Annotated in this window: 18 protein-coding genes and 1 tRNA gene; 10 read left to right on the forward strand and 9 right to left on the reverse strand. The window is 60.9% G+C overall.

Translation table 11 applies throughout. From position 1 onward, the window contains the following. The first annotated feature begins 86 nt into the window (after positions 1 to 86). The gene (locus ACP7DD_RS20130) at positions 87 to 1025 is read left to right on the forward strand and encodes a helix-turn-helix domain-containing protein (RefSeq protein WP_426176582.1); all 939 of its coding nucleotides are present in this window, start codon (positions 87 to 89) and stop codon (positions 1023 to 1025) included. Positions 1026 to 1118: 93 nt separating this feature from the next. On the opposite strand, the gene ACP7DD_RS20135 is transcribed toward ACP7DD_RS20130, so the two are convergent. From ACP7DD_RS20135 to ACP7DD_RS20145, 3 genes are all read right to left on the reverse strand, one after another. Next, positions 1119 to 1208: transfer RNA gene (locus ACP7DD_RS20135), tRNA-Ser, on the reverse strand. A 104-nt stretch (positions 1209 to 1312) separates the two neighbouring features. Further along, positions 1313 to 2626, reverse strand: coding sequence for a serine--tRNA ligase (serS, locus tag ACP7DD_RS20140; RefSeq protein ID WP_426176584.1), 1314 nt, complete (start codon positions 2624 to 2626; stop codon positions 1313 to 1315). Between the two features lie 124 nt (positions 2627 to 2750). Beyond that, entirely contained in the window at positions 2751 to 2957 is a 207-nt protein-coding gene (locus tag ACP7DD_RS20145; protein ID WP_426176585.1) for a hypothetical protein, read from the reverse strand. 313 nt (positions 2958 to 3270) lie between these two features. Between ACP7DD_RS20145 and ACP7DD_RS20150 the strand changes: the two genes are divergently transcribed. The 6 genes from ACP7DD_RS20150 (at position 3271) to asnB (ending at position 9289) form a co-directional block, all read left to right on the forward strand. After that, positions 3271 to 4314 carry an SGNH/GDSL hydrolase family protein gene (locus ACP7DD_RS20150; RefSeq protein ID WP_426176587.1) on the forward strand — a complete coding sequence of 348 codons (1044 nt, stop codon included), beginning with the start codon at positions 3271 to 3273 and terminating at the stop codon, positions 4312 to 4314. An 11-nt stretch (positions 4315 to 4325) separates the two neighbouring features. Next, positions 4326 to 6188, forward strand: coding sequence for a carbamoyltransferase family protein (locus ACP7DD_RS20155; protein ID WP_426176588.1), 1863 nt, complete (start codon positions 4326 to 4328; stop codon positions 6186 to 6188). Then, on the forward strand, positions 6175 to 6309 hold the full coding sequence (locus ACP7DD_RS20160; protein ID WP_426176589.1) for a hypothetical protein: 135 nt from the start codon (positions 6175 to 6177) through the stop codon (positions 6307 to 6309). Before ACP7DD_RS20155 ends, ACP7DD_RS20160 begins: the two co-directional genes overlap by 14 nt. A 15-nt stretch (positions 6310 to 6324) precedes the next feature. Beyond that, positions 6325 to 6531, forward strand: a complete 207-nt coding sequence (locus tag ACP7DD_RS20165; protein WP_426176590.1) for a hypothetical protein — start codon at positions 6325 to 6327, stop codon at positions 6529 to 6531. 10 nt (positions 6532 to 6541) lie between these two features. Then, positions 6542 to 7291 (forward strand): hypothetical protein, encoded by a 750-nt coding sequence (locus ACP7DD_RS20170; protein WP_426176591.1) that lies wholly within the window; start codon positions 6542 to 6544, stop codon positions 7289 to 7291. A gap of 114 nt (positions 7292 to 7405) precedes the next feature. Continuing rightward, positions 7406 to 9289, forward strand: a complete 1884-nt coding sequence (gene asnB / locus ACP7DD_RS20175) for an asparagine synthase (glutamine-hydrolyzing) (RefSeq protein WP_426176592.1) — start codon at positions 7406 to 7408, stop codon at positions 9287 to 9289. A gap of 89 nt (positions 9290 to 9378) precedes the next feature. Here asnB and ACP7DD_RS20180 read toward each other — a convergent pair whose 3' ends face one another. The 4 genes from ACP7DD_RS20180 to ACP7DD_RS20195 form a co-directional block, all read right to left on the reverse strand. Then, positions 9379 to 10680, reverse strand: coding sequence for a replication-associated recombination protein A (locus ACP7DD_RS20180; RefSeq protein WP_426176594.1), 1302 nt, complete (start codon positions 10678 to 10680; stop codon positions 9379 to 9381). A 166-nt stretch (positions 10681 to 10846) separates the two neighbouring features. After that, on the reverse strand, positions 10847 to 11221 hold the full coding sequence (locus ACP7DD_RS20185; protein ID WP_426176595.1) for a TonB family protein: 375 nt from the start codon (positions 11219 to 11221) through the stop codon (positions 10847 to 10849). 9 nt (positions 11222 to 11230) lie between these two features. Beyond that, positions 11231 to 11866 (reverse strand): outer membrane lipoprotein chaperone LolA, encoded by a 636-nt coding sequence (gene lolA / locus ACP7DD_RS20190; protein ID WP_426176596.1) that lies wholly within the window; start codon positions 11864 to 11866, stop codon positions 11231 to 11233. 16 nt (positions 11867 to 11882) lie between these two features. Beyond that, positions 11883 to 14240 (reverse strand): DNA translocase FtsK, encoded by a 2358-nt coding sequence (locus tag ACP7DD_RS20195; protein ID WP_426176597.1) that lies wholly within the window; start codon positions 14238 to 14240, stop codon positions 11883 to 11885. A gap of 196 nt (positions 14241 to 14436) precedes the next feature. On the opposite strand from ACP7DD_RS20195, the gene trxB reads away from it, so the two are divergent. The 3 genes from trxB to ACP7DD_RS20210 all read left to right on the forward strand — a co-directional run bounded on the left by trxB (position 14437) and on the right by ACP7DD_RS20210 (position 16967). After that, on the forward strand, positions 14437 to 15393 hold the full coding sequence (trxB, locus tag ACP7DD_RS20200) for a thioredoxin-disulfide reductase (protein ID WP_426176598.1): 957 nt from the start codon (positions 14437 to 14439) through the stop codon (positions 15391 to 15393). A gap of 8 nt (positions 15394 to 15401) precedes the next feature. Then, entirely contained in the window at positions 15402 to 16064 is a 663-nt protein-coding gene (locus ACP7DD_RS20205; protein WP_426176599.1) for a Smr/MutS family protein, read from the forward strand. 297 nt (positions 16065 to 16361) lie between these two features. Further along, on the forward strand, positions 16362 to 16967 hold the full coding sequence (locus ACP7DD_RS20210) for a trimeric intracellular cation channel family protein (protein WP_426176600.1): 606 nt from the start codon (positions 16362 to 16364) through the stop codon (positions 16965 to 16967). A 36-nt stretch (positions 16968 to 17003) separates the two neighbouring features. Here the strand turns inward: ACP7DD_RS20210 and ACP7DD_RS20215 are convergent, their stop codons facing one another. Together ACP7DD_RS20215 and ACP7DD_RS20220 are read right to left on the reverse strand one after the other, a co-directional pair. Next, a complete protein-coding gene (locus ACP7DD_RS20215; RefSeq protein ID WP_426176601.1) occupies positions 17004 to 17342 on the reverse strand; it encodes a P-II family nitrogen regulator in 339 nt (112 codons plus the stop codon). A gap of 17 nt (positions 17343 to 17359) precedes the next feature. Further along, positions 17360 to 18973, reverse strand: coding sequence for an NAD+ synthase (locus ACP7DD_RS20220; protein ID WP_426176602.1), 1614 nt, complete (start codon positions 18971 to 18973; stop codon positions 17360 to 17362). Between the last annotated feature and the right edge of the window lie 14 nt (positions 18974 to 18987).

The raw sequence follows: 18987 nt of genomic DNA on the forward strand, positions 1-18987 counted from the left end.
GGCCAGTATTGGATGCCGATTGGTCGCTGTCTTGAACCCAAACGACATGACGAATTGAAAACTTTTACTTGCTATACTTGGACGCTATGCTTTCTGACAACCCAACCTGCGCATCGCTTTGCCCTGATCCGCTCGAGCGGGCGCCTCGCGCATGCGCCAAGGGGAACGACGAATCAGGTGCGTGGTTGCGCTTGGCGCCGCCAGCATTGCAAGGGGTATTGGTTGCGCTGGTTGCCAGGGATACGAAAGGACTTTCGTTAAACGATGCGCAGCGCCTGACGCATTTTCCCGCATCGCCGTTAGTGTCGATTTCGTGGTTTCAGGGCCCCGACGTTGGCCTGGTTGAGCGAGGTGAGCATGGCCCACGCTGGCGCCCGTTCGACGCCCAGGTCGTCATCGCCGGCAGTCAATCGCATCCAACGGCCACTTGGGCGCCGACCTCAGGGCGCGGCTATATGGCCTGCTTTACTGCGGACGCGGCGCAAGCACTGTTCGAGGTGGAGCTGGCTGCAATTCAGGACCGTTTTCTGCCGGTGAGCCAGGTGCTGGGCAGCAAATGGTCGCCGCTGTGGCAGGCGCTGACCGCCAGCGAAGATGCGGACGTGATGGCCGTGCTGACACGCCATCTTGCAGGGCCTTGGCAGGCGCTGCAAGGACGCACCTCGGCCGAGCCATCTTTGCGCCAGCTGGGACGCCATTGGGTCGAACGGCTGGCTTGGAAGGCCCAGGAGTGGCGGCGCCAGCAAAGTCCACGACACGTTGAGCGGCGCATCAAATCGTTCAGTGGCAGGTCGCTGCGCGAGTGGCAAGCCCTGGTCCGGACGGAGGGCTTGTTCTTCGCCGCGCGCGAACGCTACGAGAATGGCCAGCCGTTCGGTTGGGCGGCGCTGGCGCAAGACCAAGGATTTGCCGATCAGGCGCATATGAGCAGGGTGGCGAAACGCGTCACCGGCTTTTCACCTACCGGATTTGCCGACCGGTTTGCCGAAGACGAATCGTTCTGGCTGTATCGTTTATGGGTGTGACGTCGGCGTCATTCCTGGCGGACGCGGTATCTTTGGTTTCCACTATGAGAAGGCGAAAAAAAAGCTCCCGTTTGGGAGCTTTTTTCCTGCTACTGGCGGAAAGGGTGAGATTCGAACTCACGGTACGCCTAAACGTACGCCAGATTTCGAGTCTGGTGCATTCGGCCACTCTGCCACCTTTCCTGATCCGGGCCTTGCTGTTCTCGCTTGCTGCTGCGAGGACAGAATTATAGCAAACCTGCCGAAAAACGGAAGAGCTTTTTTTAGGCAACTTTACACGCCCCTGGTCAGCCGTTCCGCGCGGTTGAGCCAGCTGGCGTCAACCGCTCCAGCCCGCCCATGTACGGCTGCAGCACCGCCGGAATCAGAACGCTGCCGTCGGCCTGCTGGTAGTTCTCCAGCACCGCCACCAGCGTGCGTCCCACTGCCAGGCCGGAGCCGTTGAGCGTATGCAGCAGTTCCGGCTTGCCCTGGGCGTTGCGAAAGCGCGCCTGCATGCGGCGCGCCTGGAACGCTTCGCAATTCGACAGCGACGAAATCTCGCGGTAGGTGTTCTGCGCCGGCAGCCACACTTCCAGGTCGTACGTCCTGGACGCGCCAAAGCCCATGTCGCCGGTGCACAGCGACATCACGCGATACGGCAAGCCGAGGCCCTTGAGGATCGTTTCCGCGTGGCCGACCATTTCCTCCAGTACGTCGTACGACGTGTCGGGATGGACAACCTGCACCAACTCCACTTTGTCGAACTGGTGCTGGCGGATCATGCCGCGCGTGTCGCGGCCGTAGCTGCCCGCTTCCGAACGGAAGCATGGCGTGTGCGCGGTCATCTTGATCGGCAAGTCATCGAACGCGACGATTGCATCGCGCACCATGTTCGTCAGCGTCACTTCCGACGTCGGGATCAGGTAGAACGTCTCGCCCTCGCCTTCGGCGCCGCCTTTTTTGACCGAGAACAGGTCCGCCTCGAATTTCGGCAGCTGGCCGGTGCCGCGCAGCGAATCGGCGTTGACCATGTAGGGCGTATAGCATTCGGTGTAGCCATGCTCGCCCGTGTGAATGTCGAGCATGTACTGGGCCAGCGCGCGGTGCATGCGGGCGATGCCGCCCTTCATCACGGAGAACCGCGAACCGGTCAGCTTGGTGGCAACTTCGAAATCGAGCCCGAGGCCGGCGCCGACGTCGACATGGTCCTTGACCTCGAAATCGAATACCGGCGGCGTGCCGACCTTGCGCACTTCGACGTTGCCGGTTTCGTCCTGTCCGGCCGGCACCGATGCGTGCGGCAGGTTGGGGACCGATTCCATGAAGGCGGCCAGCTTGGCCTGCACTTCCGACAGCGACGCTTCGTTCGCCTTGAGCTCGTCTCCCAGGCCGGCCACGTCGGCCATCACGCCGGCGGTGTCTTCGCCTTTACCCTTGAGCATGCCGATCTGCTTGGACAGCGCGTTGCGCTTGGCCTGCAAATCTTCGGTACGGGTCTGGATCGCCTTGCGTTCGGCTTCGAGGGCGTTGAACGCTGCCACGTCGAGGACGAATTTGCGGCTTGCCAGGCGGGCGGCGACATTGTCGATGTCTTTGCGGAGAAGCTGGATGTCTATCATGATGGATTGCCGGTTTGTCGAGACCGCAATTGTACCAAGTCGACAGCCATTCTTAGCGAACTTTGGCGGGGAGCTCCCCAGCCGCGAGTCGCCGACGTTGCAATCACCTTGCGCATGCGCTCTGTTACGCGCCCAGCTTGGCTTTCTGTGCCGCGGTCAGGCGCTGGCCCTTGATGACGACGACTTGCATCGGTGCGTCGACGGTGACGGTGTGCGCGGCCACTGGCGCGGTGGCGATGCGGGCCGATTCATTGGCGGTGGCGTAGCTGGCGAACGTGGCGAGAACTGCTGCTGCGACGAAGGCTGCTTCGAAATTTTTCATGACTTTCATGGTGTGCTCCTGGTGGTGAAGTGGTTTGGTATGGTTGAACTTTAACGAGTCCGCCCTCCGTTCTCTACCGACTTGCGACGAACCGCAAGAAACGCGGGACAGTCTGCCGAAAAGGCGGCCTCGATGCAGGCTGCCAGACGTTCCAAACACCTCAAAAAAATGTGAAGGCCAAGCGGCATAACGAAACACTCGTTTTGGCTCAAAGAATAGCGAGAAAGCGAATAGAACCTTTGGGACATTGCGATTTATCCAAGTCAAATTGAGGCTTAAAGCACAACATTGTTCCTGCCAATCTAACAACCTGGGGGGAGTAATGAGGCAACTCTATGAATATCATCCGATCGTCGGCTATCGCTATATCCCTAATCTGCGAGCGCGAATACCGCATGAAGGTGGCGGGTATCTGATGCAGGTGAATGAGCATGGATTTCGGTCCGACCAGCCGTTCGTGAAGGCCCGCACGCCGGGGCACCGACGGGTTCTGGTATTTGGCGATTCGTTCACGGCAGGCAACGCCGTGATGAATCGCCAACGCTATACGGAACTGTTGGAGACGCGCCTTGGATCAGCGGGTGCAGCGCCGGTCGACATCTATAATTTCGGGCTGTCCTCGACGGGAACCGACCAGCAATACCTGATCTGGCGTGAGTTTGCCAAAGGCATTGAACACGACTTGGTCGTCATCGCGGTGTTCGTTGAAAATATCCGGCGTGTTGTTGCGCAGTTTCGTCTCCATCATGACGAACACGGCCGCGAACGCGTCTACGCCAAACCCTATTACGAACTAGACGACGGTCGATTGAACCTGCGACAAGTCCCGCCGCGGCGCGAACCCTACGAGGATCACGAGTTAAGCGCCGCCCAGCGCGCCGCCGTTGACCAGGGTGGGCGTTTCTTGAACTTGCGCAGGCTGGCCGCCGCGCTTGGGATACGTGAAATGGTTCAGAAGGTATCGAAATACCAGCCGGTGCCACATTACGATTCGCCATCCACACCATCTTGGCAGCTGATGCGTGCCATTCTCGCGCAATGGGTCGGCGCGATCGATAAGCCGGTGCTGCTGATGCCGCTGCCGCTACCCCAGCACCTCGACCAGACTTGCGATGCGTCCGCCTACCAGGCTCGCTTTACCGAGCTTTCCGACGAGCTCGGATGCTACCTCCACGATCCGCTGCCCGACTTGCTCAACATCGAACCCGCGGAACGGCGGCGCCTGCGCTGGCCAAAAGACATCCACTTCACGCCGACTGGACACGCAGCGCTAGCGCAGTCGCTTGAAACGCCGATGGCCCGGATCCTTGCGCATTTGCCGATCATGCGCGACACGCACGCGGCCGCGATACCAGCGATTGACTAAAGGGGATGACAATGGGAAAGATCAGTTTGGGCATCTCAAGCGATTACCACGACTCGGCAGCGGCGCTAGTGCGCGATGGGCAAATCGTCGCGGCCGCCCAGGAGGAACGGTTCACGCGCAAGAAGCACGACCCGTCATTTCCAGTCAACGCCATCAATTACTGCCTCGAGGAATGCTTCATCGATGCATCCGAGCTTGACGCCATCGTGTTCTACGATAACCCCTTGATGACCTTCGACCGAGTTGTACAGAATGCCCGGGCCGGCGGCGCACAGGGACGTGACTTTTTCGCCAAGGCTGCCGGCTCGCTGCTGGGTGACAAGATATGGGTCAACGAACACGTTCAGCGAGCGCTTGGCACGCTCGGACGGGAAGGACGGGTGCTGTTCGCGGAGCACCACATGGCGCACGCAGCCAGCGCCTTCTACCCTTCTCCTTTCGACAGCGCGGCGGTGCTGACCATCGATGGCGTCGGCGAATGGGCAACGACGAGTTTGGGCGCCGGCAACGGACGCTCGCTCGAATTATTTGCCCAGATCGACTATCCGCATTCGCTCGGCCTGCTGTACAGCGCATTCACCGCGTTTTGCGGCTTTAAGGTGAATTCCGGCGAATACAAACTGATGGGCCTGGCTCCCAACGGGCGTCCGACCTATGCGGACCAAATCCGCGAGCACCTTATCGATATCCGTGCAGACGGCTCCTATCGCCTCGATATGACCTATTTCGGCTACCTGGATGGCGCGGCGATGTTCGGACCGCTATTCGCGCACCTGTTCGGTGGTCCGGCGCGGCTTCCCGAGTCGCCCATCACGCGCCGCGAGATGGATCTGGCCGCAAGCATCCAGAAAGTCACAGAAGAAATTGTGCTTGATACTGCCCGCTACCTGCGCCGCACGACAGGAGAGAAGAACCTTGTTCTGGCAGGCGGAGTCGCGCTCAACTGCGTTGCCAACGGCAAGCTGGCCGCATCCGGGATTTTCGACCGCATCTGGATCCAGCCGGCAGCAGGCGACGCTGGCGGCTCGCTCGGCTCAGCGCTGCTGGCGCAGCATGCATACTGGGACGTGCCGCGAACGCGCGGTACAGGGGCCGGTGATGCCCAGCGCGGCAGTTATCTGGGACCGCGCTATTCGAGCGAAGAGATCGCCGCCTTCCTTGATCGCAAAGGCTATCCATATCGCCGCATTGTGGACCAAACAGAGCGGCTGACCTTGGTGGCAGAGAGCTTGGCCAAAGGAAATATCGTCGGCTGGATGTCGGGTCGGATGGAGTTTGGACCTCGCTCGCTGGGCGCGCGCTCGATCTTGGGCGACCCGCGCAATCCACGTACGCAAGCCAGCATGAACTTGAAGATCAAGTACCGCGAGTCATTCCGCCCGTTTGCGCCGGCAGTCCTTCGGGAAAAGTGCAGTGCGTATTTCGAGTTCGACGACGACAGCCCTTATATGCTGCTGGTGGCTCCAGTTAAGAAAGCACTCTGCAAGCCGATGGACCTGGCGGCCTTCGACAATGGCGATGACGACATGATGGGAGTGAATAACCAGCCGCGCAGCGACTTGCCGGCAATTACCCACGTTGATTATTCAGCAAGAATCCAGACAGTGGATTGTAAAAGCGTCGAGAACGGCGGCCATCCCGAGTTCCGCTCCCTGCTCGAAGCCTTTGAACAGGTGACGGGTTGCCCAGTGCTGGTCAACACCTCGTTTAACGTACGTGGCGAGCCAATCGTGTGCAGTCCGCAAGATGCCTACCGCTGTTTCATGCGTACTGAGATGGATCTGTTGGTGCTGGAGGACATGATTCTGTGGCGATCCGAACAGCCACCGCTGAAGGACGATGACGACTGGAGGAAAACGTATGAACTCGATTGATCACAAGGCATTGCGAGCGCTGACCGATCCGCTGTTTGAGGCGCTTACACGGGACATCAACCCGACACTTTCGCCATTTCCCCTCGGTCCCGATCCGAAGGAGACCAGCTACTACATTTAACGCACGCATTGCACCATGACGCCCGCGGATTTCCGAGCCGCGTCTTGCCTCGATGCCGATGAGTTTGGCCGCAGCCTGAACGCCTACTGGACGGCGATCGGCCACCCCGAACTGGCGCTCTGCACGCCTGAAGTGGTCGAGGCGGCGCGCGCACTGCACGCGCTGCAACTGGAGGCCCAGCCCGAGCCGGACGTATCGGCTCTCATTTATCAAATGTTCTAGCGGTGCTTCCATGATTCATGACTTTGCGGATATGGCTTCCAAAACTGCCATCGCGGCGTTTTTACGCGGCTTCCCCCATGCCTTTGTCGCGGTGGCGCCGACCACACTGGCGTGCGGAAAAACTGTGCCAGCCTTCGCGGTTTCTCGCTGGCTGGCCGCGCGCGGACGGGACGGCCGAGTACTGCTGAGCGAGACGGCTGCTCCGTGGGTAAACATCGGCTACCTTGCCGCGCGTGCTGCCTGCTTCGAATCTTCCCTGCAGTTGCTGACCGAATCGCAGTCGCTGGCGATCGCGCACGACTTGGCGCGCCAGCCAATTAACTGGAGTGGAGGTGCCGTGGGCGTGGGCAAGCTTTTCCAAGGACTGCATCGGAGCGGCTTTGACCGGCCCCAGGCGGCGTGCATGCCCTCGGCCCATCGGAGCGAACGACGCTGGCATATGTTGTCAAATGGACAAATCATCGTCGACATTGCCGGTAACGCATTCAATTGGGTGTTCGACGATATTCAAGGCGATGGAGAGGGATTGGTGGCGCGTGCGTTCGCCGAGAACTCGCCGACCGTGTCCGAAGCGCCCGGCGCGACCATGGAATACGGACTCGGCTGGTGGCCGCGCCGCGGCTGCGGCTGGCACGGACGGGCCCTCGCGCGCGGCGGCAGCTGGTCATCCCAAGAGGGATCAGGGCTTTTTACAGTAATCGATGAAAGGCCGCGGGCTGAGAGACCGTACATCGGGTTTCGGTGTACGTTGCCGATGTAGCAGCCGATTCTGTTCGGATCTGCAAAATCTGGAACCGGTTTCAATACGCAGCTTGCCCTCTGAGTGATTTCTCGCGGCAGGGTTTAGTCTTACCCAACCATTTAGGATTAAGACATGTGCGGTATCAGCGGAATTATTAACAAGAATGGCTCGCCGGTCACAGATTGGCAGATAAGTTCGATTAATAACATGATTACTCACCGCGGTCCTGATGGCTGTGGATTGTATTTTGGCCGAAACTTGGCGCTCGGACACCGCAGGCTGGCGATCGTCGACGTGACGACTGCCGGACATCAGCCCATGGTATACCACAATAAGCATGTGATAACGTTCAACGGAGAAATTTATAATTATTTGGAGTTGCGAGCACTGCTTTGTGCTGCGGGCTACGACTTTATGTCAGGAACCGATACGGAAGTCATTCTGGCGGCATACGAGGAGTGGGGTGCCGATTGTGTCAAGCGGTTCAACGGCATGTGGGCTTTTGCAATCTACGACATAAAGAAAGCCGAGATATTCTGCAGCCGCGACAGGTTTGGTGTAAAACCATTCTATTATTCCGACACGCCCGACAAGTTGGTGTTTGGATCCGAAATAAAGCAGATCCTGGTGGGCGCAGGTCGCGGAGCGATTGCAAACATGGCCGTCGTAAGAGATTTTTTGGTCGAAGGATACCACGGGCAGACCGGCGACACGTTTTTCAAGGGTGTCCACAGTCTGCGAGCGGGTCACAACCTGATATTCTCCCTTGAGAAGAATACCTTCAAGGAAGTAAAGTACTACTCGCTAGAAATCCAGCCCGGATTTCCAGAAATGAACGAGGGCTCAGCAACAGAACTCGTCTTGGCGAACCTCATCAAGGCGGTCACATATCAAGTGCGTTCCGACGTCAAAATCGGGCTGTGCTTGAGCGGCGGCCTTGACAGCTCGAGCTTGGCCGGGTTGGCGTCAATGAGCTATAACGGAGGATCGATCGGACCAATGGATGCTGTCCACGCAAAGTCAAGCGAAGGCAGCAAGGATGAAAGCGAATACGCCCTCGCGGTAGCAGCCGCCGCGGGGATCAAACTGTCCATTATTCAGCCTACGGCAGCAGAGTTCAACAGTGCAATTGACGAGGTGGTCTATGTGCAGGAAGAGCCTTTCAATTCTCCCTCAATCTTTATGCAATATTTTGTGTTTCAAAAAGCCAAAAAATTAGGGTGTAAAGTAATGTTGGATGGTCAAGGTTGCGACGAACTGCTACTAGGATACGACCGCTATTATTCAGCACACTTGCTCTCGATGCACTGGATATCCGCTCTGCGCGAGATTCTTCAGATAAAGAAAAATTCCAATATATCAATCCGCGCCATCGTTGGCAATCTGGTGTACTTTTCCATGTCTGAAGTCCGGATATGGAACTTGAAGCGGCGGTTTAGCTTTCTCAAGAACGAATATAAGCGCGACTTTCCAAATATAAAACAAATATCAAAAGCGGTAAGAAACATGCGCGAAATGCAGAAATTGGAAATCGAGTGTTTCCAATTGCCACCCCTGTTGCGATATGCCGACAAAAATTCTATGCGGCATTCGGTAGAAGCGCGCGTCCCATTCCTTGATCACAACTTCGTAGAAGTTTGTTACGGGATCAGTACGAACTTAAAGCTAAGCGACGGCTGGACAAAACACATTCTCAGGAAAGCCATGCGTGGGGTGATACCACCAAATGTACTCTGGCGAAAACTCAAGTTTGGGTTTGAGGCACCAGCGGAAACTTGGGTCAAAGAGACGAACGACGCCATGGTACGAGCCATCTGCGACTCGCCCGTGATAGAAATGATGTGCCAAGAAAAACTCGACTTTAAGAAACTTGATCGAGCAATTTTTTGGCGGCTATATAGCATCGCTAAATGGGAGGCTGCGTACTCGGTGCAAATTAGTCCTGATGAGACCGACTTGCCTCCCGTGGCTCACTCCAGGCGATCTTTTTTTCCCAAGCATGCCCAACAGCATTAGCGTTTCTTCGGCATGTGGCCTGAAAATCGCGGCGCCAAGGGCTTGTGATTTACCGTTACATTAAAGCGGATGCGCTCGGCCAAACGCGATCAACCGGCGGCGTCACGGTCCAGGCTGCGTAGCCAGGCCAGCTTTTCGGCGATCTTCGCTTCGATGCCGCGCGGGACGGGCTCGTACCAGCCCGGTTCGGCCATGCCCTCGGGCAGGTAGGTCTCGCCGGCCGCGTAGGCATTCGGCTCGTCGTGGGCGTAGCGGTACTCGTGGCCGTAGCCGAGCTCCTTCATCAGCTTGGTCGGCGCGTTGCGCAGGTGCACCGGCACTTCGCGCGACTTGTCCTTTTTGACGAACGCCACCGCGCGGTTGTAGGCGTTGTAGCCGGCGTTGCTCTTGGCGGCGATCGCCAGGTAGATCACCGCCTGCCCCAGCGCCAGCTCGCCTTCGGGCGAACCGAGCCGCTCGTACGTGGCGGCGGCATCGTTGGCGATCTGTATCGCGCGCGGGTCGGCGATGCCGATGTCTTCCCATGCCATGCGCACGATGCGACGCAGCAGGTACTGCGGGTCGGCGCCGCCATCCAACATGCGGCACAGCCAGTATAGCGCCGCGTCCGGGTGCGAGCCGCGCACCGACTTGTGCAGCGCCGATATCTGGTCGTAGAAATTGTCGCCGCCCTTGTCGAACCGGCGCGAGTTAAGCGTCAGCGCGTTGTCGACGAATTCGCCGCTGATGTGGGTGATGCCGGACGTCTCGGCCGACGTCTTGGTTTGCTCGAGCAGATTGAGGAAGCGGCGCGCGTCGCCGTCGGCGTAACCGATCAGGGTGGCAATGGCGACGTCGTCGAACGTCAGGTGCATGAGCACGCGTTCCTGCACGCGCGCCAGCAGCTGCAGCAGCTCGGCGTCGGTGAGCGCCTTCAGCACGTACACCTGCGAACGCGACAGCAGCGCCGAGTTCACCTCGAACGATGGATTCTCGGTGGTCGCGCCGATCAAGGTCACCAGGCCCGATTCGACAAACGGCAGCAGCGCGTCCTGCTGCGACTTGTTGAAGCGGTGGATTTCGTCGATGAACAGGATGGTGTGCTTGCCGCCGGCCAGGTAGTGCTCGGCCTGCTCGATCGAGGCGCGGATGTCCTTCACGCCCGACAGCACCGCCGACAGCGCGATGAACTCGCAGTCGAACGCATACGCGGTCAGGCGCGCCAAGGTGGTCTTGCCCACGCCTGGCGGACCCCACAGGATCATCGAATGCGGCCGGCCCGACTTGAACACCAGGTTCAGCGGCTTGCCCGGGCCGAGAAGATGGCTCTGGCCGATGACTTCCTCGATGGTGCGCGGGCGCAGCGCTTCGGCCAGCGGTGGCGACGGCTCGTTCTTGAACAGGTCATCCATGCGAGCTTCTCCGCGGCGAACAGGGGCGCACTGGCGCAAAGCAGGACAAACTTGATGGCATCATTGGAGGTGGCGGTTAAACGATTGCTGATAGTTTAATGGATGAGCGCCAGCTCCGTGAAGGTAAGACCGGCAATCGGGCGCGGCGTTCCCCGGGCAAGCGCGATTAAGCCGGCGGCAATGCCGCGCCGACTTGCACCTGCGGGCCGAACTTGAACTCCATCGTGCCCGCCTGCGGCGCGGCGCCGGCCGCGGGAACCGGCAGCTTGCAGCGCGACAATGCCATGATGGCGGCCTTGTCGAGCGCACTTGCGCCGCTGCTCTTGAGGATGCGGATGTCGGCGAAGCGCCCCTCGGCGTTGCCGACATACTGCAGCGTGACGTCGCCGGACAGGTTTCCCTTCACTGCCGCGATCGGCAGCACCGGCGCCGGACAATCGTAGGGCTTCGCTGCCTGGCTGGCGTCGGCCGCGTGCAGCGCGCCGGCCGACAGCGCCATCATCACCAGGTTCATGGCTAAAAACACGCTCTTGGCGTTCATATCGTCCAATCAGTTGTTGAAAATGTCGGCGCCTTTCGGCGTCACGAACTTGAACTGCTGCGCCGTCAGTGGTGGATTCTTCTCGAACTTCTTGAACAACAGTACCGACGTCTGCCCGAATGCGTCGTGCAGCTCCATCGCTTCGGGCGTGCCGTTACGCAACCCAATGCTGATTTTTTCGAACGTGCTGTCCTTGGCCTTCGGTACGGCATTAAGCCACTCCAGGCCGTTGCGCGTGCCCGCTTCCGACAAGGTGAAGTTTTTTTCCAGGTCGTTGCTGCCGAACAGGATGGCGGCCGGCGACGAACCGAGCGCGTTGCCCAGCTTCTTCACCGTGACCTGGTTCAAGTCCTTGTCGTAGATGTAAAGGTTGTCGCCATCGGCCTGCAGCACCTGCTCGTACGGCTTGACGTAGGTCCAGATGAACTTGCCAGGGCGGGCAAACACGAAGGTGCCCGACGACAACGGCGACGTCTTGCTGTTCTCGGCTTTCTTCATCTGCTGCTGGGTAAATTCGCCGCGCGCGGCCTTGGTGCCGGCCACAAACGACTTGAACTGGTCCAGCGCGCTCGCCTGCGCGGCGCTACTGAACGCCAGCACGCCGGCAAACAGCGCCGCGACCATGTGTATTTTCTTCAAGCTCATTGATTTCCTTGTATCGTTACTCGGCGCTGGCGGCCGGCACCAGGATTTCCCGGTTGCCGTTCGACTGCATGGACGACACCACGCCGCTGTTTTCCATTTGCTCGAGCAGGCGCGCGGCGCGGTTGTAACCGATACGCAAGTGTCGTTGCACCAGTGAGATCGACGCGCGCCGGTTCTTCAGCACCACCTGGACCGCCTGGTCGTACAGCGCATCGGCCTCGCCGCCGCCTTCGCCTGCCGGCGCGCCATCGGCGCCGCCTTCACCTTCGAGCGTGCCGCCTTCGAGAATGCCATCAATGTAATTCGGTTCGCCCGTCTGTAGTAAATGTTTTACAACTCGATGCACTTCTTCGTCGGAAACGAAGGCGCCGTGCACCCGCACCGGCAATCCTGTACCCGGCGGCATGTAGAGCATGTCGCCCATGCCGAGCAGCGCTTCGGCGCCCATCTGGTCGAGAATGGTACGCGAGTCGATCTTCGACGATACCTGGAACGCGATGCGGGTCGGAATGTTCGCCTTGATCAGGCCGGTGATGACGTCAACCGACGGACGCTGCGTGGCCAGGATCAGGTGCAGGCCAGCGGCGCGCGCCTTTTGCGCGATGCGGGCGATCAGCTCCTCGACCTTTTTGCCGACGACCATCATCAGGTCGGCCAACTCGTCGATGATGATGACGATCGTCGGCAGCTTCTCGAGCGGCTCCGGCGAATCCGGTGTCAGCGAGAACGGATTTGGGATGTGCTCCTCGCGCTTGGCGGCCTCGGCTATCTTGGCGTTGTAGCCGGCCAGGTTACGCACGCCGAGCTTACTCATCAGCTTGTAGCGGCGCTCCATCTCGTTGACCGCCCAGTTCAGCGCGTGGCCGGCCTGGCGCATGTCGGTCACAACCGGCGCCAGCAGGTGCGGGATGCCTTCGTAGACCGACATTTCCAGCATCTTCGGGTCGATCAGGATCAGGCGCACGTCGGCCGGGTCGGATTTATACAGCAGCGACAAGATGGTCGCGTTGATGCCGACCGACTTGCCCGAACCGGTCGTGCCCGCCACCAGCAGGTGCGGCATCTTGGCCAGGTCGGCGATGACCGGCTTGCCGGCGATGTCCTTGCCGAGCGCGATCGTCAGGCTCGACGGGCTGTCGTTGTAGATCTTCGAGCCGACGATTTCGGTCAGTCGCACGATCTGGCGTTTCGGGTTCGGCAGCTCGAGCGCCATGTAATTCTTGCCGGGGATGGTCTCGACCACGCGCAACGACGTCAGCGACAGCGAGCGGGCCAGGTCGCGCGCCAGGCCGACGATCTGGCTACCCTTGACGCCGGTGGCCGGCTCGATTTCGTAGCGGGTCACGACCGGTCCAGGGAAGGCGGCCACGACCTTGGCATCGACGCCGAAGTCCGACAGCTTCTTCTCGATCAGGCGGCTGGTAAATTCGAGCGTCTCGACCGACACGGTTTCCTGGTATTCGGCGGCCTCGTCGAGCAACGACAGCGGCGGCAGCGGCGAGTCGCCCGGCAGGTCGCGGAACAGCGGCGCCTGCTTCTCTTTCTCGACGCGCTCGGACTTGACGATGACGCTCGCCACTTGCGGCGCGATCTTGACCGGCGGCGAGTCGATATGCTTCTCGACATGCTTGGCGCGTTCGATGACGACCACCTCGTCGCGCTTGACGGCGGCCACTTCCCCCTGCTTGCGGTCTTCGCGGTCCTGGTAGCGCAAGCGGAACCAGTCGATCGTCATCTCGATGTACTCGCCGATGCGCTCGGCCACGGCCAGCCACGAAATATGGAAAAACAGCGACAGGCCGATGCCGAACAGCAGCAACAGCAGCAAGGTCGCGCCGGTGAAGCCGAACGACAGCGCGCCCTGGCCGATCAGCTGGCCGAGCACGCCGCCCGGCGCACGCGGCAACTGCACCTGCAGCGAGTACATGCGCAAATATTCCAGGCCCATGCTGCCGATGACCAGCAGCACGAAGCCGGTCCAGCGGATGACCGCCTCGTGCTGGTGCTCGGGATCGAACTGCGCTTCCATGACGAACTTCTGGGTCAGCGCGCGGTAATCCTTCCACACCAGGCGCAGGAAGCACACCACCCACCACCAGGCCGAAAAGCCGAAAATGAACAGCATCAGGTCGGCCAGCCAGGCGCCGGCGCGCCCGCCGAGGTTCGACACTTTATTGACGACGACGTCGTGCGACCAGCCGGGATCGCCCTTGTTATAGGACAGCAAGATGATAACCAGGTACAGGCACAGCACCGCCAGCGCGATCCAGCGCGCCTCGGATAACAGGCGCACCAGGCGGTTCGGCAACGGCTGCCGAGTCGTGGGATTGCGGGTGTAGCTGGAATTTGTCGGGGGCGGGCTGGTCTTTGTCATACTTGATACGGGCGTTTTCGCTGCTGAAAATACGATGCGCTCATTCTAAGCCATATATTGTTCGGCAGGCCCATCATTCATGCCTGCCCGCATCATCGTTGCCAGCTTCGTCTATAATCGCAGCGTCGACGCCGGCCTTGATGTTCCAGCGAACGGCCCCAATTTCCCTCCATACACACACGACCAGAAGCTCTCCATGACCACTACCAAACACGCCAAAGTCCTGATTCTCGGTTCCGGGCCTGCCGGCTACAGCGCCGCTGTCTACGCCGCACGCGCCAACCTGAACCCGATGCTGGTGACCGGCGTCGAGCAAGGCGGCCAGCTGATGACCACCACCGACGTCGAAAACTGGCCGGGCGACCCGATGGGCGTGCAAGGTCCGGACCTGATGCAGCGATTGCTGCAGCATGCCGAGCGCTTCAAGACCGACATCGTATTCGACCACATCCACACCGCGTTCCTGAACGAAACGCCGATCCGCCTGCTGGGCGACATGCACGAGTTCACCTGCGATTCGCTGATCATCTCGACCGGGGCGTCGGCGCAGTACCTCGGCCTGCCGTCGGAACAAGCGTTCATGGGCAAGGGCGTGTCCGCCTGCGCCACCTGCGACGGCTTTTTCTATCGCGGCCAGGAAGTGGCGGTCATCGGCGGCGGCAACACCGCAGTCGAGGAAGCGCTGTACCTGTCGAACATCGCCACCAAGGTCACGATCATCCACCGCCGCGACAAGTTCCGCGCCGAAGCGATTTTGATCGACCGCCTCAACGCCAAGGCTGCCGAGGGCAAGATCGTCATCAAGTACAACCACACGTTGGACGAAGTGACCGGCGACGGCAGCGGCGTTACCGGCATCATCATCAAGTCGACCGAGACCGGCGAAGTCACGCCGATGGCGGTGCACGGCGTCTTCGTGGCGATCGGTCACAAGCCGAACACCGGCATATTCGAAGGCCAGCTCGACATGCACAACGGCTACATCAAGACCCGCACCGGTCTCGAAGGCATGGCCACGGCGACCAACATTGCTGGCGTATTTGCCGCCGGCGACGTGCAGGACCACATCTACCGCCAGGCGATCACCAGCGCCGGCACCGGCTGCATGGCCGCGCTCGACGCCCAGCGTTACCTGGAAGCACTGGAAGACTGATCGTTGCCATGGCTGGACTGAAAGACTTCGCCGACCTGAATGCCTTGCGCGCGACGCTCAAGGAGCAGGAACACGCGCGCGCGCTTGAAAGGGCCGAGCGCGAGAAGCGCGAGCGCCAGGCCAGGGAAGAGGCCAACGTGTTCCATGGCGCCATCAAGGACGTCAAGCCGATTCCCAAGTCCGACCGCTACGTGGCGCCGATGGCGGCCATTCCGCTGCGCGGCGCCGCGGCCAGGCCGCGCACGGCGGAGGAAGACAACGCCGCCGTGATGCGCGAATCGCTGTCGGACCAGTTCGATGTCGACGGCTTGCTCGACGACGATCCGACCTTGAGCTATTCGGCCCCTGGCGTGGGGGCCGACGTGGTGCGCAAGTTGCGCAAGCGGCACTGGCCGGTTCAGGACGAGCTCGATCTGCACGGCATGAACCGCGAGATTGCGCGCGACCAGGTGGGTGACTTCCTGGGCCGCGCGATGAAACGCGGCCTGCGCTGCGTGCGCGTCATCCACGGCAAGGGCTACGGCTCGGCCGGCGGCGAACCGGTGCTGCGTTCCATGGTGCACAGCTGGCTGGTGCAAAAGGACGACGTCGTCGCCTTCTGCGTGGCCAACAAAAAAGACGGCGGCCACGGCGCCCTGATCGTGCTGCTCAAGCCCGTGCTGGACCGCTAACCGCCGCGTTTGCAGGTCCGGGGTCTGCAGGTCCGGGGTCTGCAGGTCCGGGGTCTGCAGGTCCGGGGTTTGCAGGTCCGGGGTTTGCAGGTCCGGGGTTTGCAGGTCCGGGGTTTGCAGGTCCGGGGTTTGCAGGTCCGGGGTTTGCAGGTCCGGGGTTTGCAGGTCCGGGGTCTGACCCCACGGGGTCAGACCCCGGTGTAGCCGCCACGACTCCCACGTCGGCCACCTGATCCGTTTTGCATGTTTACATGCCTGCATGATAGGCTGTCAACATTCTCCACAAGCACGCACCGCATGACCCTCATTAAGTTCATCGAAATCATGGCGATCCTGGTCGGCGCGTTCTCCGGCTTCATTGAAGCGCGGCGCAAGCGGATGGACCTCGTGGGCGTTTTCACGGTAGCCTTCATCACCGCGTTCGGCGGCGGCACCTTGCGCGACATCCTGCTCGACCGCCGGCCGCTGTTCTGGGTCATCCACCAGGAATACGCGATCCTGATCTTCGTGCTGGCCCTGGTCGCCTCGCCGCTGATCCGCACGCTGCGCCAGATCGTCTCCGAGCGCCTGATCGTCATCGCCGACGCCATCGGCCTCGGCCTGTTCTCGATTGCTGGCGTCGCCGCTGCGCTGGACGCGCACATGCCGATTTTCATCGCTTCGATGATGGGTGTAATCACGGGAATTTTCGGTGGCGTGCTGCGCGACATCGTCTGCAACGAGGTACCGATGGTGTTCCGGGATGGCAAACCCTACGCGATTTGCGCCTTCCTCGGCAGCTGGATGTTCCTGCTGATGCGCATGTCCGAGTTGCCCCACGACTTCGCGCTCTGGTCGAGCGCGACCTTCATCGTCGTGCTGCGCCTGGTCAGCTGGAAATTCGACATGCGCCTGGGCCGCTGAAATTCCGCTGCCAACCGACCCCGCTGGCAAAGACAATTACACCGCTTCCGGGCCCGTCTCGCCGGTGCGGATGCGGATCACCTGCTGCACGTCCTGCACGAAAATCTTGCCGTCGCCGATCTTGCCGGTGCGCGCCGCCTTGATGATCGCGTCCACCACCTGCTCGGTCATGCTGTCGTCGACGACCACTTCAATCTTCACCTTCGGCAGGAAATCGACGACGTATTCGGCGCCGCGGTACAGCTCGGTGTGGCCCTTCTGCCGGCCGAACCCCTTCACCTCCGTCACCGTCAGGCCCGTCACGTTGACGTCGGCCAGCGCCTCGCGCACTTCGTCCAGCTTGAACGGCTTGATCACACAGGTAATCTGTTTCATCGCTAACTCCCTTTTAATTACTCGTAAAACTTGGACGTGATCGGGTAGCGCCAGTCGCGCCCAAAGCCGCGGTGCGTGACGCGGATGCCGACCGGCGACTGGCGCCGCTTGTATTCGTTGATCTTGATGAGCCGCGTCACGCGCGCCACGTCGGCCGCCGGATAGCCGGCCGCGACAATCTCGGCGATCGAATGGTTCTCTTCCATGTACATCCGCATGATGCCGTCGAGGATCTCGTACGGCGGCAGCGAATCCTGGTCGAGCTGGTTCTCGCGCAGCTCGGCCGACGGTCCGCGCGTCAGGATGCGCTGCGGAATCACGTCGGACTGCGCATTGCGCCAGTCGCACAGCCTGTACACCAGCGTCTTGGCGATGTCCTTGATGACGGCGAAGCCGCCGGCCATGTCGCCATACAGCGTGCAGTAGCCGACCGCCATCTCGCTCTTGTTGCCAGTGGTAAGGACGATGCTGCCGTGCTTGTTCGACAGCGCCATCAGCAAGGTGCCGCGGATGCGCGCCTGGATGTTTTCTTCCGTCGCGTCTTCCTTCAGGCCGGCAAATTCGGCCGCCAGCGTGGCGCGAAAGGCGTCGAACGTGGCCTGGATCGGAATCTCGTCGTAGCGCACGCCGAGCCGCCCGACCATCTCGCGCGAATCGATCCACGAAATGTCGGCCGTGTATTGCGACGGCATCATGATCGCGCGCACCTTGTCGGCGCCGAGCGCGTCGACCGCGATGGCCAGCGTCAACGCCGAATCGACGCCGCCCGACATGCCGATCAGCACGCCCGGAAAACCGTTCTTGCCGATGTAGTCGTGCACGCCCAGCACCAGCGCCTTGTAGACCTGCCCTTCGAGCGGCAACACCGCCGGCAGCGGCTGCGCCACCGGCCGCGCGCCGTCGAATTCGACGATGCACAGGTCTTCCTCGAAATGCTTGAGCTGCACGCGCAGCTCGCCTTCCTGGTCCATCACGAACGAGTGGCCGTCGAAGATCAGCTCGTCCTGGCCGCCGACCAGGTTGGCGTACACCAGCGACATGCCCAGCACGCTGACGTTCTGGCGCATCGTCTCGTAGCGCAGGTCCTGCTTGTTCATGTGGTACGGCGAGCCGTTCGGCACCAGCAGCACTTCGGCGCCGGCCGCCTTCGCGCGTTGCGGCGCGTGCGGGAACCAGGTGTCTTCGCAGATGTTCAGGCCAAAGCGCACGCCCTTGACGGCAAACACCAGCGGCTCGTCGCGCGACGTGAAGTAGCGTTTCTCGTCGAACACGGTGGTATTCGGCAGCTCGTGCTTGCGGTAGGTGGCGGACACGGCGCCGTCGAGCAGCACCGACGAGGCGTTGTAGCGCGCCTTGCCGTCGGTGCCCGGATGGCCGACGATCACGTGCAGTCCGGGGAAGGCGGCCAGGTCGGCGGCCAGCCCCACCAACGTTTCCTCGGTTTTTGCGTAGAATGCATTGCGCAGCAGCAGATCTTCAGGCGGGTAGCCGACCAGCGACATCTCGGGCGTGAGCACGATGTCGGCCCCGTCCGCGGCGGCGCGGCGGGCAGCGTCGAGGATGCGGGCGCGGTTGCCGGCGAGGTCGCCGACGGTGCTGTTCATCTGAACGATAGCTACTTTGACTGTCATAACGGTAATACCTG

This window comes from Massilia sp. TWR1-2-2 (assembly GCF_049897565.1).
Taxonomy (GTDB): domain Bacteria; phylum Pseudomonadota; class Gammaproteobacteria; order Burkholderiales; family Burkholderiaceae_D; genus JAFCUW01.

Coding starts and splice junctions, on each gene's coding strand:
- ACP7DD_RS20170 (WP_426176591.1), top strand. CDS start 6,542: ATGATTCATGACTTTGCGGATATGGCTTCCAAAACTGCCATCGCGGCG.
- asnB (WP_426176592.1), top strand. CDS start 7,406: ATGTGCGGTATCAGCGGAATTATTAACAAGAATGGCTCGCCGGTCACA.
- ACP7DD_RS20160 (WP_426176589.1), top strand. CDS start 6,175: ATGAACTCGATTGATCACAAGGCATTGCGAGCGCTGACCGATCCGCTG.
- ACP7DD_RS20150 (WP_426176587.1), top strand. CDS start 3,271: ATGAGGCAACTCTATGAATATCATCCGATCGTCGGCTATCGCTATATC.
- ACP7DD_RS20145 (WP_426176585.1), bottom strand. CDS start 2,957: ATGAAAGTCATGAAAAATTTCGAAGCAGCCTTCGTCGCAGCAGCAGTT.
- ACP7DD_RS20180 (WP_426176594.1), bottom strand. CDS start 10,680: ATGGATGACCTGTTCAAGAACGAGCCGTCGCCACCGCTGGCCGAAGCG.
- ACP7DD_RS20220 (WP_426176602.1), bottom strand. CDS start 18,973: ATGACAGTCAAAGTAGCTATCGTTCAGATGAACAGCACCGTCGGCGAC.
- ACP7DD_RS20185 (WP_426176595.1), bottom strand. CDS start 11,221: ATGAACGCCAAGAGCGTGTTTTTAGCCATGAACCTGGTGATGATGGCG.
- serS (WP_426176584.1), bottom strand. CDS start 2,626: ATGATAGACATCCAGCTTCTCCGCAAAGACATCGACAATGTCGCCGCC.
- lolA (WP_426176596.1), bottom strand. CDS start 11,866: ATGAGCTTGAAGAAAATACACATGGTCGCGGCGCTGTTTGCCGGCGTG.
- ACP7DD_RS20165 (WP_426176590.1), top strand. CDS start 6,325: ATGACGCCCGCGGATTTCCGAGCCGCGTCTTGCCTCGATGCCGATGAG.
- ACP7DD_RS20155 (WP_426176588.1), top strand. CDS start 4,326: ATGGGAAAGATCAGTTTGGGCATCTCAAGCGATTACCACGACTCGGCA.
- ACP7DD_RS20215 (WP_426176601.1), bottom strand. CDS start 17,342: ATGAAACAGATTACCTGTGTGATCAAGCCGTTCAAGCTGGACGAAGTG.
- trxB (WP_426176598.1), top strand. CDS start 14,437: ATGACCACTACCAAACACGCCAAAGTCCTGATTCTCGGTTCCGGGCCT.
- ACP7DD_RS20130 (WP_426176582.1), top strand. CDS start 87: ATGCTTTCTGACAACCCAACCTGCGCATCGCTTTGCCCTGATCCGCTC.
- ACP7DD_RS20195 (WP_426176597.1), bottom strand. CDS start 14,240: ATGACAAAGACCAGCCCGCCCCCGACAAATTCCAGCTACACCCGCAAT.
- ACP7DD_RS20210 (WP_426176600.1), top strand. CDS start 16,362: ATGACCCTCATTAAGTTCATCGAAATCATGGCGATCCTGGTCGGCGCG.
- ACP7DD_RS20205 (WP_426176599.1), top strand. CDS start 15,402: ATGGCTGGACTGAAAGACTTCGCCGACCTGAATGCCTTGCGCGCGACG.